17 protein-coding genes are annotated in these 13,979 nt (G+C 67.3%); 4 read left to right on the plus strand and 13 right to left on the minus strand.

Features of this window, described 5'->3' with window-relative positions; genetic code table 11:
• Positions 1-210: 210 nt before the first annotated feature.
• The 4 genes from LDL49_RS53860 to LDL49_RS53875 form a co-directional block, all read right to left on the minus strand.
• Entirely contained in the window at positions 211-396 is a 186-nt protein-coding gene (locus LDL49_RS53860; RefSeq protein ID WP_225302719.1) for a hypothetical protein, read from the minus strand.
• A 284-nt stretch (positions 397-680) separates the two neighbouring features.
• Positions 681-1,133: an SRPBCC family protein gene (locus LDL49_RS53865; RefSeq protein ID WP_225302720.1), complete on the minus strand. Its 453-nt coding sequence runs from the start codon at positions 1,131-1,133 to the stop codon at positions 681-683.
• 58 nt (positions 1,134-1,191) lie between these two features.
• On the minus strand, positions 1,192-2,151 hold the full coding sequence (locus LDL49_RS53870; protein ID WP_225302721.1) for a quinone oxidoreductase family protein: 960 nt from the start codon (positions 2,149-2,151) through the stop codon (positions 1,192-1,194).
• Positions 2,152-2,172: 21 nt separating this feature from the next.
• Positions 2,173-2,592, minus strand: coding sequence for an SDR family NAD(P)-dependent oxidoreductase (locus LDL49_RS53875; protein WP_263656689.1), 420 nt, complete (start codon positions 2,590-2,592; stop codon positions 2,173-2,175).
• Between LDL49_RS53875 and LDL49_RS53880 the strand changes: the two genes are divergently transcribed.
• A complete protein-coding gene (locus LDL49_RS53880; protein ID WP_225302735.1) occupies positions 2,591-2,884 on the plus strand; it encodes a hypothetical protein in 294 nt (97 codons plus the stop codon). The two genes, LDL49_RS53875 and LDL49_RS53880, sit on opposite strands and share 2 nt — an antisense overlap.
• Positions 2,885-3,083: 199 nt before the next feature.
• Positions 3,084-3,326 (plus strand): hypothetical protein, encoded by a 243-nt coding sequence (locus LDL49_RS53885; protein ID WP_225302722.1) that lies wholly within the window; start codon positions 3,084-3,086, stop codon positions 3,324-3,326.
• Positions 3,327-3,631: 305 nt separating this feature from the next.
• Here the strand turns inward: LDL49_RS53885 and LDL49_RS53890 are convergent, their stop codons facing one another.
• From LDL49_RS53890 to LDL49_RS53920, 7 genes are all read right to left on the minus strand, one after another.
• Entirely contained in the window at positions 3,632-4,804 is a 1,173-nt protein-coding gene (locus LDL49_RS53890) for a cytochrome P450 (RefSeq protein WP_225302723.1), read from the minus strand.
• A 491-nt stretch (positions 4,805-5,295) separates the two neighbouring features.
• Positions 5,296-5,973: a GNAT family N-acetyltransferase gene (locus LDL49_RS58970; RefSeq protein WP_225302724.1), complete on the minus strand. Its 678-nt coding sequence runs from the start codon at positions 5,971-5,973 to the stop codon at positions 5,296-5,298.
• 279 nt (positions 5,974-6,252) lie between these two features.
• Positions 6,253-6,438 carry a hypothetical protein gene (locus LDL49_RS53900; RefSeq protein WP_225302725.1) on the minus strand — a complete coding sequence of 62 codons (186 nt, stop codon included), beginning with the start codon at positions 6,436-6,438 and terminating at the stop codon, positions 6,253-6,255.
• A complete protein-coding gene (locus LDL49_RS53905; protein ID WP_225302726.1) occupies positions 6,435-6,647 on the minus strand; it encodes an LLM class flavin-dependent oxidoreductase in 213 nt (70 codons plus the stop codon). Before LDL49_RS53905 ends, LDL49_RS53900 begins: the two co-directional genes overlap by 4 nt.
• A gap of 231 nt (positions 6,648-6,878) precedes the next feature.
• Positions 6,879-7,538 (minus strand): hemerythrin domain-containing protein, encoded by a 660-nt coding sequence (locus LDL49_RS53910; protein ID WP_225302727.1) that lies wholly within the window; start codon positions 7,536-7,538, stop codon positions 6,879-6,881.
• 621 nt (positions 7,539-8,159) lie between these two features.
• The gene (locus LDL49_RS53915; RefSeq protein WP_225302728.1) at positions 8,160-8,996 is read right to left on the minus strand and encodes an NAD(P)-dependent oxidoreductase; all 837 of its coding nucleotides are present in this window, start codon (positions 8,994-8,996) and stop codon (positions 8,160-8,162) included.
• 31 nt (positions 8,997-9,027) lie between these two features.
• The gene (locus LDL49_RS53920) at positions 9,028-9,891 is read right to left on the minus strand and encodes an oxidoreductase (RefSeq protein WP_225302729.1); all 864 of its coding nucleotides are present in this window, start codon (positions 9,889-9,891) and stop codon (positions 9,028-9,030) included.
• A 120-nt stretch (positions 9,892-10,011) separates the two neighbouring features.
• Between LDL49_RS53920 and LDL49_RS53925 the strand changes: the two genes are divergently transcribed.
• Positions 10,012-10,656, plus strand: coding sequence for a TetR family transcriptional regulator (locus LDL49_RS53925; RefSeq protein WP_225302730.1), 645 nt, complete (start codon positions 10,012-10,014; stop codon positions 10,654-10,656).
• Positions 10,657-10,763: 107 nt separating this feature from the next.
• Positions 10,764-11,603 (plus strand): patatin-like phospholipase family protein, encoded by an 840-nt coding sequence (locus tag LDL49_RS53930; protein ID WP_225302731.1) that lies wholly within the window; start codon positions 10,764-10,766, stop codon positions 11,601-11,603.
• 671 nt (positions 11,604-12,274) lie between these two features.
• Here LDL49_RS53930 and LDL49_RS53935 read toward each other — a convergent pair.
• Positions 12,275-13,315 (minus strand): site-specific integrase, encoded by a 1,041-nt coding sequence (locus LDL49_RS53935; RefSeq protein WP_225302732.1) that lies wholly within the window; start codon positions 13,313-13,315, stop codon positions 12,275-12,277.
• Positions 13,316-13,516: 201 nt separating this feature from the next.
• Positions 13,517-13,876 carry an integrase core domain-containing protein gene (locus LDL49_RS53940; RefSeq protein ID WP_225302733.1) on the minus strand — a complete coding sequence of 120 codons (360 nt, stop codon included), beginning with the start codon at positions 13,874-13,876 and terminating at the stop codon, positions 13,517-13,519.
• Positions 13,877-13,979 lie beyond the last annotated feature (103 nt).

A 13,979-nucleotide genomic window follows, 5' to 3' on the forward strand; every position in this document is an offset into this window, starting at 1 on the left:
CGGTATGTGCCGGGTGCGTCGTTGAGGTGGGGATCCGGTGCAAGGCGGCTGGGGCGTGAACCCGGAACTGGCTTGCGGCGTTCCAGTCGGCGGCCGGGGTCGGTGGTCAGCCAGTCCTGGCGGCCGCAGTACGCGGTGAACGAGGTCAGCGCGGACAGGTGCTTGTTCCAGGTGTTCGGGGCTCCCTGGTTCCAGCGGGCCATCGTCTGCTCATAGGTCTCCGGAGTGAGCGCCGCGACCGGCAGTTGGGTCGCCGGCGGTCTCGCGTAGCCGGCGCAGGGTCTCGGTGTAGGTGGCGCGGGTGGCCGGGTCGTCGCGGTATCGGTCGAGGAACGCGTCGACGGCGACCACGAGCGCCACCGGGCGGTGTGTGGTCGGCAGCGGGATCACGGACACCTCGGCGGCCCCTTCCGGTGATGTGACACAGAATGTGGCCGAGTCGCCCTCGCCGCGGTGACGGCGTCCCGCAGATGGCGGTGGGTGGATCGTCGGCTCTGTGACAGAGAATACGGGATTCTGTGTCACAGGCAGGCAATCCGCCAGGAACGTCACCGTGATCACGCCGCGGCGCTGAACACCACACACCACCGCACGGCCTGGGTGGGTTTGGCGCCCTGAGCGGGCACCGGCTGGTTCGGCGAGCTCGCTGTGACTCGGCTGATCCGACCGGTGCCCACACTTCATAGCTGGCTAGCGTAGGCCGTGTCGATGGTCTTCTTCATGAGCTCAGCGAATTCATTCATGAGGCTGGTGGCCCAGTCGTGCAGCGAAGCCGGGGCGAACTCGGTGGTCCAGACGAGGTACACACCCGTGTCGTCCTCGCGCACGACCTGCGTGCCTAGGTGGTGGGTCAGGGGAGCGCCTTCGGTCGTCTGGTAGACGAGCCGCCGGGCGTCGTCGTTGAGTTCGAGGATGCGTTCGGTGGCCTTCATCCCGTCGGCGAAGGTCACGATCCTGGTGTCCGGCTCCTGGTCGACGGCGACCGCGGCTCCGGGGATGAGCCGCTTGTGCACTGCGTAGATGTCGCGCACGGCATCCCACACGAAGGCCGCGCTGGCGTCGACGGGGATGTCGACCGTCATCGCGCTGGTGCCGGTTTCCTCGGTCAAGTCGATCTGCATGGGCAGCGTCATGGCTGTCTTCTCTTTCCTGATCATGGGTGGTGGAGGTCGTGGTCGCGTGACTGGGCCGTCACGGCGTCATGACCACCCGGCCGAGACGGCCGCGCTGCTCGGCGTAGCGGTGCGCGTCGGCGGCGTCGGCGAGCGGGAAGGTCCGGTCGATGAGCACGTCGAGGTCGCCCTCGGCGACCCGGCGGAAGATGTCAGCGAGGTAGGCGCGCACGCGAGGCGTGTGAAAGATCTTGCTGAGCATGAAGCCCGTCATCGTGCGGCCGCCCAGGACGAGCGTGACCGGGTCGATCAGGGGCTGGCCAGCCGAGAATCCGACGAAGGCGATCGTGCCGCCCTCGCGCGTGGCGAGGATCAACTCCTGGGTCATCGGACCGCCGACGGGATCGACGACCAGGTCGACACCGACGCCGTCGGTGAGGTCCAGGACGCGCTGGCGCACGTCTTCGGTGGTGTAGTCGATGCCGTCGTGCAGGCCGAGCCGGCGCAACGCGTCGAGTTGCCGCCGGCTCGACCCCGTCCCGATGACCCGCGCCCCGGCCTTCGCCGCGAGCTGCACCGCGGCGAAACCGACACCGCCCGCCACGCCCTGCACCAGCACGGTGCTGCCCGTGGTGACCGCGGCCCGCTCGAACAGCGCCTCGTAGGCGGTGCCGAACGCGACCGGCACGCACGCCGCCGCCGCCGCGTCGAGACCGTCGGGCAGGACCCAGCAATGATCCGGCCGCACCACCCGGAGTTCGGCATGCGACCCGGTCTCCCCGAAGGCGCTCACGCGCTGGCCGACCCGCAGATCGGTGATGTGCTCGCCGACGGCGATCACCGTGCCCGCGGTGCTGTAGCCGACGATGTGGGGGCTGTGCGGGAGCGGGACCCTCTGCCGGTTGATCAGGTCACCGCCCTCGATGCTGATGGCCTCGACACGGATCAGCACCTCGTCGGCGCCGGGCACGGGGTCGGCGACCTCCTCGTAGCTGAGCACCTCGGGACCGCCGTTCTCGCGGTATACGGCTGCTTTCATGATCGTTTTACTCCAGTCTCGTCACAGGTTGCCGTGGGCGCGTGCGGACACGTCGGCCCATTCGTCCCAGAGGGACAGTCGTGCGGTGTATTGGCTGCGGACCCTGGGCAGGACCGCCTTGCCCAGGGCCAGTCGCAGCGGCGGCTCGGTGGCGTCGATCGCCGAGAACACGGCGGGCGCGGTTGCGGCGGGGTCGGCGACGTCTGCCGGATCGAAGCCCGCGAGCAGGGCTCGACGAGCCTCGTCGTAGGCGGGGATCTCGGGGGAGGCCTTGACGGAAGCGGCGCTGGCGAACTCGGTGGCGTAGGGGCCGGGTTCGATGATGGTCACCTTGATGCCGAGGTGGGCGACCTCCCGCGACAAGGCGTCCATCATGCCCTCCAGCGCCCACTTGGAGGCGTTGTACAGGCCGAGGGTCGGCTCGCCGACCAGTCCGGCCATGCTGGACACCGACATGGTGGAAGGCGCAGTGCATCCGTCCTTCACCGACCTGGACATGCTGGCCGGCCAGATCGGCGTCAACCTCGGCGGAGGCCTGACAGGAACCCGCTCGGTGGACCTCACCCGCAAGTACGTCGTGGCCTCGACCCCGGCTTCGGCCGCCGCCGTGATGCCGTCTACGACACTCACGCCTGCCGAACCGCCGCTTACCGGGCGCGACGCCGAGCCACTCGGTGACGCCTTCGCGTACGGGTCCCGAGGCCATCATGTCGTAATGCCTAGGTGTGTGTGATCGTTTGCGCGGAAGTGGGGGCGTGAGCCGGGGGGAGTGAGGCGCGTTGGGTTCGTGCGCGCGCGTGCTTCTGTCCGCGAAGTCCGCGAACACCTCATTGGGGTCGTTGGGCGCTGCCTGGCGAGCGGTGGCCGAGACCGGCCGGAGAACCGCATGCGCGAAGTGAGCCCGATGGGACGCCAGGACCGTACAGGGAGGCATGACACACCATGACGAGCGTGCCGAGCACGCGCCGCACCAACCAGGGGAGAACCACATCATGAACGGGAGCGTCGAAGCTCTCCTCATCCAGGCCGACGGGGACCTTCCCACGGACGCGGCCGACGCCAAGAAGGAAACCGCCACCCTGCCCGCACCAACCGTCCGCAACACGCTCACGGGCCACGTCACCGGCAGCGTCGTCCAGGCCGGAGACGTGCACGGCGGGCTGACGATCACCTGACCCCTGCTGCCCCGGTGGCCGGTGGTGAGGAACGAACCGCCGGACGGCGATCGGCCCCAGCCCCTTCCGGCCTTGGCGTCAAAGATGCCTAGGCGTGAGGGGCGCGTTCGGGGGTGTTCGCGGCCGCGTTGGGGGCGCGATCGCCGCTCCTCACGGCCGGACGGAGCGGACTCTCGGCAGAGAATCGCTGCCGGGGCAGTCGCTGCTGAACAGCCCTCCCAATAAACCCACCCACGCGGGACGTCGGTATCTCGGAACCGGACCTGCGGCCCGCCAGGCTGATCATGCGCGCTGGCTTGCAGCAACTACCGAGCTTTGACCGTCGTGGGTAGCTTCGCGGGGCCGCGGACATTGGGGCTGGTCGTCAAGTATGCCCTGGTCATGTCCACGCCGTAGTCGGGCCTGACCGCCCGTACCAGTTCCTGTAGCACGATCTCGAGTTCCAGTCGCGCCAGCGGGGCGCCCAGGCAAAAGTGCGGGCCGAGCCCGAACGCCAGTGTCTGGGAGGTGTCGCGAGTCATGTCAAAGCGGTCGGCGCCGGTGAATTCTCTCTCGTCGCGGTTTGCTGCAGCAATCACCAACAGCATGCATGCGTCGGCGGGAACGATGGTCCCATGCAACTCCGTCGGGCGCGTGACACGCCGGGCTGTGTATTGACTCGGTCCTTCGTAGCGCAGGGTTTCTTCGACCCACGCGCCGATTTCGATCTCGCCTGACCAGACGCGCTCGCGCTGGTCGGGATGCTGCCAGGCGCATCTCCAGGCGGTGCCGAGCGTACGGATCGTCGTTTCGTTGCCGGCCACGCCCAGCAGCATCAGCGTGGCGATCACCTCGGCGGTAGACAGCCGCTTGCCTTCGATTTCCGCGTGTAGCAGGGCGGAGGTGAGGTCCTCGCGCGGCTTGCGACGCCGTTCGGCGATCAAAGCGCCGTAGTAGCTCCCCATCTCGTTGTTGGCCTGGGTGACCGTCGGCGTGAGGCGGCCTTGGATGTCGTCGCGTGTCATGATCTGCTGGCTGAGCCGCAGCAGCAGGGGCCGATCGCTTTCGGGAACGCCGATGAGTTCGGAGATGACATCAACAGGGATCATGCTGGCGAAGTCGCTGACGAAGTCGAAGGAGCCTCGTTCCAGCGCGGGCCGCAGGTACTTGCGGGTGAGCTGACGGATACGCGGCTCCAGGTTGCGGACGCGGTCTCGGGTGAAGCCGCTCGCGACCAGTCTGCGCATGACGGTGTGTGATGGAGGATCCCTGGCCACGAAGCCCATCACCTGTGAGGCGTTGGGCCCGAATTCTTCAACAGCGGGTCCGTGGTCAGATGAATACGCCTTGGTGTTCCGCCAAGCCGCTGAGACATCGGCGTGGCGGGACACGGCCCAGAAGCCGAGGCTGAGTACCAGCGGTGCGGGCTGGCCAGTGCGGGACTCGCTCAACTGCGCGCCGAACATCCCGGTCTGTCCGGGCACACCCTCGGCGGCCATTTCCCTGAATCACGGCCGTTTTGGGCGGCCGTCAGCACCGACGTGCCCGGCGGCTACCAGCAGAGCCCACCTTGCGCTCACACCCCCAGGTGTTGACCGGCCCGTTTGTCACCGGTGTTTCAGGGGCAGGCACACCACCTCGACCAGGTCAGCGAGGTCAACGTGCTCGCGGACCTGGTCTACAGAGCGACAGTCGGCTACCCAGATATTCGTCCGTGGGTTCAGGAAAACTGAAGGTTGCTCAGGAGGAACTCTCGGGTGCTCCCACCCCATCGTGGAGTTCGGCAGGTGTGTTGAGTAGAACTCTCGCCACTTGCGCTTGGCACGGGCGTCCTCTTCGATGCGCCCAGTGGGGTGGCGGCGCTGCTACCAGGACGCTGATCGGCGGACAGGCGGCTGGCGCAACCAGCAGGCAGCGGGCTGCACCGCAGGTGTCAGGCGGGCAGTGTGAAAAGCCGGTACTCGGACACCCTCGCGAATCCGAAACGCCGCTACAGCGGCTCGCCTGCCGGACTGGCAAGGAGGGCGGCCAGGCCCATCCCGCGCTCCTGTCCGGTCCGCAGCGCCGCTGCGGTCAGTGCCGCCCCGATGCCCCGTCGGCGGTGCTGCTCGGCGACGTGGACGAGGAAGATCCCGGCGACTCCGTGTGCCATGACGACCACCGTCATCCCGACCACGCGCCCCTCGACAATGGCAGCGAGCCGCACGATGTCGGCGTTGTCCGGGTGCTGGGCCTCGATCCGCACGATGCCCGGCTCCACGCCGGGCGTGACGCCCATGGAGGTGCTGTAGACCACGACCAGCTCTGCAAGCCGGCCGCCCGCCTCGGCTGCCTCGATACTCAGGCCAGGGGAGGGCCCTTCCAGGTCGGCGACGTGCTCCAGCGGCCGGGTCATCAGCGGGAGCACCCCGAACCGTACCGCCCCACGGGCGACGAGGGCGGCGGAGGTGCCCGCGGGACTGTCCGGACCGACCCACCACCACCAGGGGACGTCTGCCAACCGAACCCGCGCGGTCGCCACGGCCTGGTCGATCAGGTCCAGGGACCGCACCCGCACCACACCATTGAACTGCGGTTGCGCGAGCCCGCCGCGGTAGTACTCGAGGTCACCTGTCGACCGATCCGCCTGACCCCAGCCCACGAGGTACTGCCGGAAGTTCGCAGTCACCCGCGACATCTCAGCGCTCGGAGCGCCGGCCCGTTCCATATGTCGGTGATCTCCATATCCCGGGCGCCGACAATCTGTCTTTTACGGACCCGGCTGGTTTGCGTGATGGTGTCCTGTGTCTGTCCAGCCGACGTACCGGGCCCGTAACCGTGCTCTGCCATTGCCGCCCCGGCCGCCGAACAGAGGCGCGGCGCGGTGGTCAGCCACGCTCGATGAGCGACATCATCTAGGTGACGAGTTCGAGCGAGGCGTCAACGTGGGGCAGGGACATGGCTTCGACTATGAAGTGCTGTTGCCGGTGTGTTCGGCCAGCGACTTGATGGTGCCGGCGACCTCAGCTGGCGAGGCGCTTTCGGCGGTGTCGACGCGCATCACCGCGTCGATCAGCGACGGGTCGCGTCCCGCTGCGGTGGCGAACCGGTCGATGAGCGTACGTTGTTCCAGCACCGTATCGGCGTCCGTCAAGCCCAGCACCGTGCACGCCGGCAGCCAGCCGTCGGCTCGCTCTCCCACACGTTGGAGAGCGCACCGAAGCCCGCGATCAGACGCCCGCCACTGACCGGGCCGATCGTGGTCAGCCCGCGGGCCAACTGCACGGGCGCGTAGATGGGCGCGATCAGGGCGTGGCTGAACACCGACACCCGTTCGGTGGCCGCGGCGGTCCGGTATTCCACCGGGATCGTGGTGTCGCCGGAGCTGCGATCCCGACCGGTGGGTTCACGGCGGCGACGTTGCGGTCCCCTACCCAGAGGCTCGCTGCCCCAGCATCTTCCGCCACGCGGGCGAACTCCGCAATCCGGGCGACCTGATGAGCCACATGGTGCAGGTAGGGGAGCGCGAACCCGATCCTCATGGGAGTCCTTTGCCCAGCGGCGTCGGAAGCGAGTCGTGGGCCGGCCTTCGGGTCAGGCGGTGGCCCGCGGCGGGGTGGCCGTGCCGTGGACCCGTTTGGCGTGCCTGGCGTACAGGCGCGACGCAATGAACGGCATGAGCAAGCGAGCGAGAGCCGGCGCCTCGGCGAGGACCGCCCTGATGACCTCGGGATCGCCCTCGTACATCACCATGCCAAAGGCGAGCGGAAGGAGCTTCTTCGGCATCTCATCCATGCCGTGCTCACCGAGTTTGCGCCACTCGGCGGCGGTGACGTACTTCTCTGCCAGGGGGAGGATCCGTTCCTCCTCCATCACCATGTGCTCCAGCAGCGCGGCCAGCAGCCGGTCGAACACCGCGGCGAGTTCCTCCGTGCCGGTCGCGGTGGACCGCCATGCCACCAACAAGCGCATCGCCTCGGCGTTGGCGGACTCGATGGCGTCATGCTGCTTCTCCATGACGGGCACAATGGACTCGGCCTCCTCCCCGCCCCGCTCCTGGAGCAGGGGCCAGAGGACCACATCCTCACCCTCGTGGTGGAAGTGCAGCAGACCGCACATGAAGTCGGCGTGGGCGCCGACGGCCTCCGAACGCTGAGTGTCTCGGGGCTTGACGTCTCGCACGAGCTGGGGGAGCAGGCCGAACTCCCGGCGGATCATGGTGTGGGCCATGTACATGTCCCGCACATCAGCCATCGGCTCGTTGCTGTTCGTGTTCACTGGATCCTCGCTCTTTGTCGGAAATCTGCCGTCGCTGTCGCCGTCGGCAGGCGCGCAGAGGGTGGGGGCGCGACCCAACTGGTCTGATGTGCGTGACGCTGAGTGCGACCGCTCGCGCGGCAACGCGACGGCCACGCCGTGGTGCTCCGCCTGTCCGGAGGCAACAGGCCCGGCCAGTTGCATGGTGCGTAACCCAGACTGCTGATGGTGAAGCCGTCTGTGAAGGTGGGCTCTCCGCCGGGAGCGGTGACGGTCATTCCTTGGTGCCTTTCCTGGCGGGAGTGGCGGTACGGCGGTCTGTCGCGGCCTGCGACAGCGGATAGCGCGTCGGGCCGTCTCCCGGCACTGCCCGTTCCGCCTCCAACCTTCCCGACCGAGTCCCGTGCGTGGCAGTACCCTCGTGTTCCTGGGAACGACAGGGACAGTCACCCCGCCGAGAACGGAACCAACCGGCGAGAGCGGAACCAACGGGTCGGCGACGAAGTCCGGCCCGGCTAGCAGGTTCTCGGCGACACTCAGGCCGCGCTCCGCCGCGAGCCTTAGGTCGGCCCGCCGGTGATCGGGCGTGGGAAGCGGTTCGCCGTGTCATGGCGGCGGTCAGTTTCCGGTGAGCTTGGTGAGTTCCACCAGGCCCTGGGCGCCGGCGATGGCCCGCTGGACCATGGTGTCCCGCTGCCGGCCCGCGGCGAACAGGTCCATGTCGATCAGTTCGAGCTCTCGCAGGTGGCCGGCGTTGTGGGAGGTGATCGACGGGCCGAAGGCGGCGAGCGCGAAGCTGGACGCGGAACCCGACTGGAGTACCTCCAGCAGCGGGGCGATCGGTAGTTCGAGCTGGTGGGCCACCGTGAGCGCGTCGAGGACGTTCTTGTGGTTCATCATCATGACGGCGTTGTTGAACAGTTTGGCGTACTGCCCGGCGCCGGCGGGGCCGGCGTGGATGACGCGTTTGGAGAAGCTGTCGAAGATCGGGGCGGCCCGTTCGACCGCTTCGTGGTCGCCGCCGGCGATGGTGGTCAGCTGACGCGCAACCGCGACCGCGTGGCCGCCGCTGACCGGCGCGTCGACGAGGTGGATGTCGTACGGCCTGGCCAGCTCTTGCAGCCGGCGCGCGGCCGTGGGCAGACTGGTGCCGTGGTTCACCAGCACCGCGCCGGGCCGCATGCTCTCCAGCAGGCCGCCCTGTTCGACGAGCGCGAAGACGTCGGAGTCCTCGCGCACGCACAGCGCGAGGACATCGACGGCGGCGGCCATCTCGGCCATCGTCTCGTAAGCCGTGAAGGGCCTGCCCTCCAGCACGGCCAGCGACTCGGGGCGACGTGCCCAGACGTGGAGCGGGAAACCCGCGTCCGCGATGGCCTGCGCGATCGGCGCGCCCTGGTCGCCCAGGCCGATGAACCCCACGGCCGGACGGCTGATCGATGTCGTGTCGGTCATGATGTGCTCCTCAAGGGCCGGCCGGGGGAGCTCAGGCTCCGATGGCGTCGAGTTCGGCGATCGCGTCGGCGGGCAGGGTCAGTTCGGCGGCCTTGATGTTCTGCTCCAGGTGGGTGAGCTTCGAGGTGCCCGGGATCACCACGGAGGTGGCCGAGCGCTGCAGCAGCCAGGTCAGCGCGACCTGCTGCGGTGAGGCGCCCACCCGGGCGGCGACATCGCTGAGCGTGTCCGACTGGATGGGGCTGAAGCCGCCCAGCGGGAAGAACGAGGCGAAGGCGATGTTCTCCCGCGCGCAGCGCTCCAGAAGCGCGTCGTCCTGCCGGTTGACCAGGTTGTAGAGGTTCTGGATCGCCACGACCGGGGCGATCTGCTGTGCCTCAGTGAGCTGGGTGTCCGAGGCGCCGGACAGGCCCAGGTGTTTGATCAGGCCCTCCTGGCGCAGCTCGGCGAGCGCGCCGAACTCATCCGAGATCGGGTCGTCGGTCGTGCCGTCGTGGTTGGGCAGCCGGAGGTAGACGACGTCGAGGACATCGCGGCCGAGGGTCTTGAGGTTGGAGTGGACCTGCTGCTTCAGCGACGCGGGCGTGATGTCGGGGATCCACGAGCCGTCCTGACCGCGCAGCGCGCCGACCTTGGTGAAGATGTGCACGCCCTCGGTGTAGGGGGCCAACGACTGCTTAATGATCTCGTTGGTCACGTGCGGGCCGTAGAAGTCGGAGGTGTCGATGTAGTTCACTCCACGTTCGACGGCGGCGCGGACCACGCGGACGGCCTTGTCGCGGTCCTGGGGCGGGCCGAAGACGTTCGGGCCGGCCAGTTGCATGGCGCCGTAGCCCATGCGGTTGACGGTCAGGCCGTCGGCCAGGGCAACGCTTCCGGCGGATGCTGCAGTCATGTCGTTTCCTTCCATATCGGTCGCTCTTCGCCAGTGACTAACTCACCGGTTAGCCAGAGACTACGACGGAACTAACTGGTTAGTCAATCTGGTAGAGTTGCCCGAAAAGGAGGCGCCAACATGAGCAAAGCGGAAGCGACGCGCGAACGGATCCTCGACGCCGCGTTGGAGGAGTTCTCCGCCTACGGGATCGCCGGCGCACGCGTCGACCGCATCGCGCGCAACGCCGGGTGCAACAAGAACCTGATCTACATCTACTTCGAGAACAAGGAGAAGCTGTTCACCACGGTGCTCCAACGCCATCTGGCGGACGTCAACCTGGAGATGCCGTTCACGCCCGCAGACCTCCCCGGCTTCGCCGGGAAGGTGTACGACTTCGCCATGGCACACCCGCAGATCATCAGGCTGCTCGCGTGGTCGACCCTCGACCAGAGCGCCCAGCTGCCACCATCCCGGGCGGGCTCCTTCCGAGACATGGCCGCGACCGTGGCCGACGCCCAGCGCGAAGGCCTGGTCAACCCCGCCTTCGCGCCCGAGTTCCTCGTGACGACGCTGATGGCGATCGCCACGTCCTGGTCACCCGCGTTCCCGTTCGGCACGTCCACCAGGCAGCCGGATCCCGAGGTGCTGCGCGAGGACGTCGTCAAGGCGATCACCCTGTTGGTGCGACCCCATGCCGCCACCGAGGAAGGCACCGATCAGGCACACGCTTCCGGCACGCCCGGATCCGGCTCCGAGGCCCCGAACGAACGGCGACGCCTTTGAAGGAAACCGTCCGGTCCGAGCGAAGACCGTGCACTACCGCGGCAGAACCGGGTGACGCATGACGATGCGGCATCGGAACAACACGTTGAATGGCTGAAGGAGAAGACATGACCGAGGCGTTGGTGCTAGGGGGCGGAGGGCCCGCGGGGATCGCGTGGATGACCGGCCTGCTGATCGGGCTGGCCGATGCGGGCCGGAACGTCACCGATGTCGAGGAGATCGTGGGGACGTCCGCGGGCTCGACCGTCGCGGCGCAACTGGGGAGCGGATTGAGCCTGCGGGAGCTCTACGCCTGGCAGACCGATCCCGAACTCCAGGTCTTCGAGATCATGGGGCAGGTCGACCTGCAGAACTTCGGCGCGGAACTCAAGGCCGTGCTGGAGGGCGCCGACGGCATCCAGCAGGTGCGGCGTGCGCTTGGCAGGTTCGCGCTCGACGCCGACACCGTGCCGGAGGCGGCGCGGCGCAGGGTGATCGAGTCCCGGCTGCCGTCGCACGAGTGGCCCTCCCACATGACGCTGAAACTCATCGCCGCGGACGCCGACAGCGGGGAGCCGCGGGTCTTCGACAACGCCTCCGGCGTCAGCCTGGTCGACGCCGTCCACGCGAGCTGTGCCGTGCCAGGCATGTGGCCGCCCGCGACGATCGACGGCCGCCGGTACGTCGATGGCGCCGTCCGCTCCAACACCAGCGCCGACCTCGCGGCGGGCGCGTCCCGCGTGCTGGTGATCGCGCCCCTGGGCCGCATGGAGCTGTTTCCCTATGAGAAACCGATGGCCGCGGCCATCGAGGAGCTGCGCGCGAACGGCACCAAGGTCGCGGTCGTCGAGCCCGACCCCGCCTCCCGCGCGGCTATCGGCACCAACCCGGCGGACCCTTCCACCCGTCGCCCGGCTGCCGAAGCGGGGCGTGCCCAGGGCCGTCGGCTGGAGATCGACTTGACGTGAGGCTCCCGGTCACAGGTCGCGGCGCCGAAGGCCGCCGCCGCGATGCGCCACCGGATCCTGCACGAACGGCGACATCAGGTCGGTGATCACCCCGACCGTGCTGGCCGGCAACGCCACGGCGACAAGTGCTTAATAAGAGCAGCAACCGAACCGTCAGTGGCGTTAGCGAGTCCTCGCAGCGCGCGTTACCGCCACTGACGGTTCGGATGGGGGTCGCCGCTGGTGGGTGGGTGTCGGCAATAGAGATTTCCCGACACCCCGCCGACCCGGCTCCCCGCGGCCCGGAAAATCAGACTTCGCGGCACAAAACACCGCTCCTAGCAGGTGTTTTCGAGCCCGGATTGACGACAGGATTTCCCGACAGATAAAAGGGGGCTCCCGTCCCTCATATCCAGGGGTCCCAGTAGTAATCGCGGAAAAGCCAACAAACCTGCCGCAGACCGGACAGGACCTGAGTGATGTCTTGCTCCCGGAACAGCGTCTGACCAGGTCAACACGGTGAGACCGCTACGGAGCCAATCCGGCCCCATGCCGGGCACGGCCATCCACAGCCGAAACCCTGGCTTCTACGACACCTTCGTCAGCGCAGGTCAGATGTTAGTTCGGTGGAAATTTCTTCATTACTACCGGAACCCGTTTTCGTCCGTGGGTTCAGGAAAACTGAAGGTTGCTCAGGAGGAACTCTCGGGTGCTCCCACCCCATCGTGGAGTTCGGCAGGTGTGTTGAGTAGAACTCTCGCCACTTGCGCGTATCGGATGGCTGCACTTTGGCTCACTCCGAAGGCGGCGGCGAGATGTAGGGGGTCGGGGCCTCGGGTGAGCGCTTCTTCGAGCAATCGATCCAGTCGGAGTGCTTCCAGCGTCACTCCGGTGCCACGGAACATTTTGTTCAGCCAAGCGCCGGAGGCGGGGCCGGTTCCGTGGGCGGTGTGCATGCTGATGATCAGGTGCTTGTTGGCCGTGTTCGGCCAGCGGTCCTGTCGGAATCGGAAGTATTGGGTGAGCAGGGCATAGGTGATGTGTCCCATCGGCCGGGCAACTCCGTCAATCATGATGCGCTGTTCGCCGAGGTCGACGTCGGTGAGTTGCATCTGACGGATGGTCTTCACGCGCGCGGCATGAATCGCAGCGAGCGCCACGATCAGGCGCTGTGTCTCGCTACTAAGGGTCTCAGTCAGGTCTGTTAATCGGGCCGGGTCCAGGGGTTGTCGCAACAGAAGCGGTCGGTCAGGCCCTCTGATGCCGGCGGTCGGGTTGTTGAAGATGAGCCCGGTGACCTTGCAGTAGCGAAATAGCGAACGAAGTGCAGTGATCGTGCTGGCTGCCTTCTCGCCGTGGAGTCGACCGAGCGCCTCTGCCACATCCTGGCGGGTGACCTGGCGTAAGTGGTCATATCGGCTGGCCCAGATAATCATCGAGGGCCTCACTAAACGCAGGTAGTTGGCAGCCGTTGCTGGTGAGCGACGCTTCGTGCGTGGGCCCCCTTCGACCATGGCGTTCACCCAGTCGGCCAGGTCGGCGGCTATGTTCTTAGGGATCTCGGCCAAGCTTCGTTTCAGCCACTCTGCGAAGGTATTGGGGCGATCGTCGGTGAGGAGCCCTGCGCGCGACAGGACCTCCGCAATGTGCTCAATGTGGCACACCCTCCGGGTGTGCACTCTGGCGATGTCGCTGTAGCGGACGACGTCACCCGGAGCGAGATCTACGAGCATCTTCCGAAGGGCGAGGTCAACATGGCGGACCAAAGATCGTCCCCAGCCTCGCTCCTCGGTTATCGCGGCGAGAACGCGGAGAGCGTCTTCTGAAATCGGATTGATTGCGAACTTCTTGGGGCGGGGAGCGCGGGGGCGAGGTGGTCGTTCCTGGGGGAAAAGAAGGGAAAGTGTCCATCCCCTGAAAGCGTGGAGACTCGGTTATGCAGCGATGGTCTCCTGAGACTTCGCCTTGGTGGCTGTTCGGGCGGTCGTGATCTGCCGCTCGTACGTGATCTGCCGCTCGTAGACGATCGGGGGCAGCCCGTCAGCGGCGCTGTGTCGGCGGCGGGTGTTGTAGAAGTCGGCGATCCAGGTGGCGATCCTCAGGCGGGCTTCGGCCCGCGTTGCGAAGCGGTGCCGGTGGACGTATTCGACTTTGAGGATGGAGTTGAACGATTCGGCGGCGGCATTGTCCAGGGCGCAGCCGACCCGGCCCATCGACTGGACGACGCCCCAGTGCCGGCAAGCGGCCTGGAAGCGGGCGGCGGTGTATTCCTTGGGTTCAAGGAGTCGTCGCAACACTGCTGTTCAGCAGTAAGTTTAGATGATCGCTGAAGGCTTCTGCCGGTGTCTTCCACCCGAGAGTTTTTCGGGGCCTGGTGTTGAGCGCGAATGCTACGGC

It is taken from the genome of Nonomuraea aurantiaca, assembly GCF_020215705.1.
Classification (GTDB): Bacteria; Actinomycetota; Actinomycetes; order Streptosporangiales; family Streptosporangiaceae; genus Nonomuraea; species Nonomuraea aurantiaca.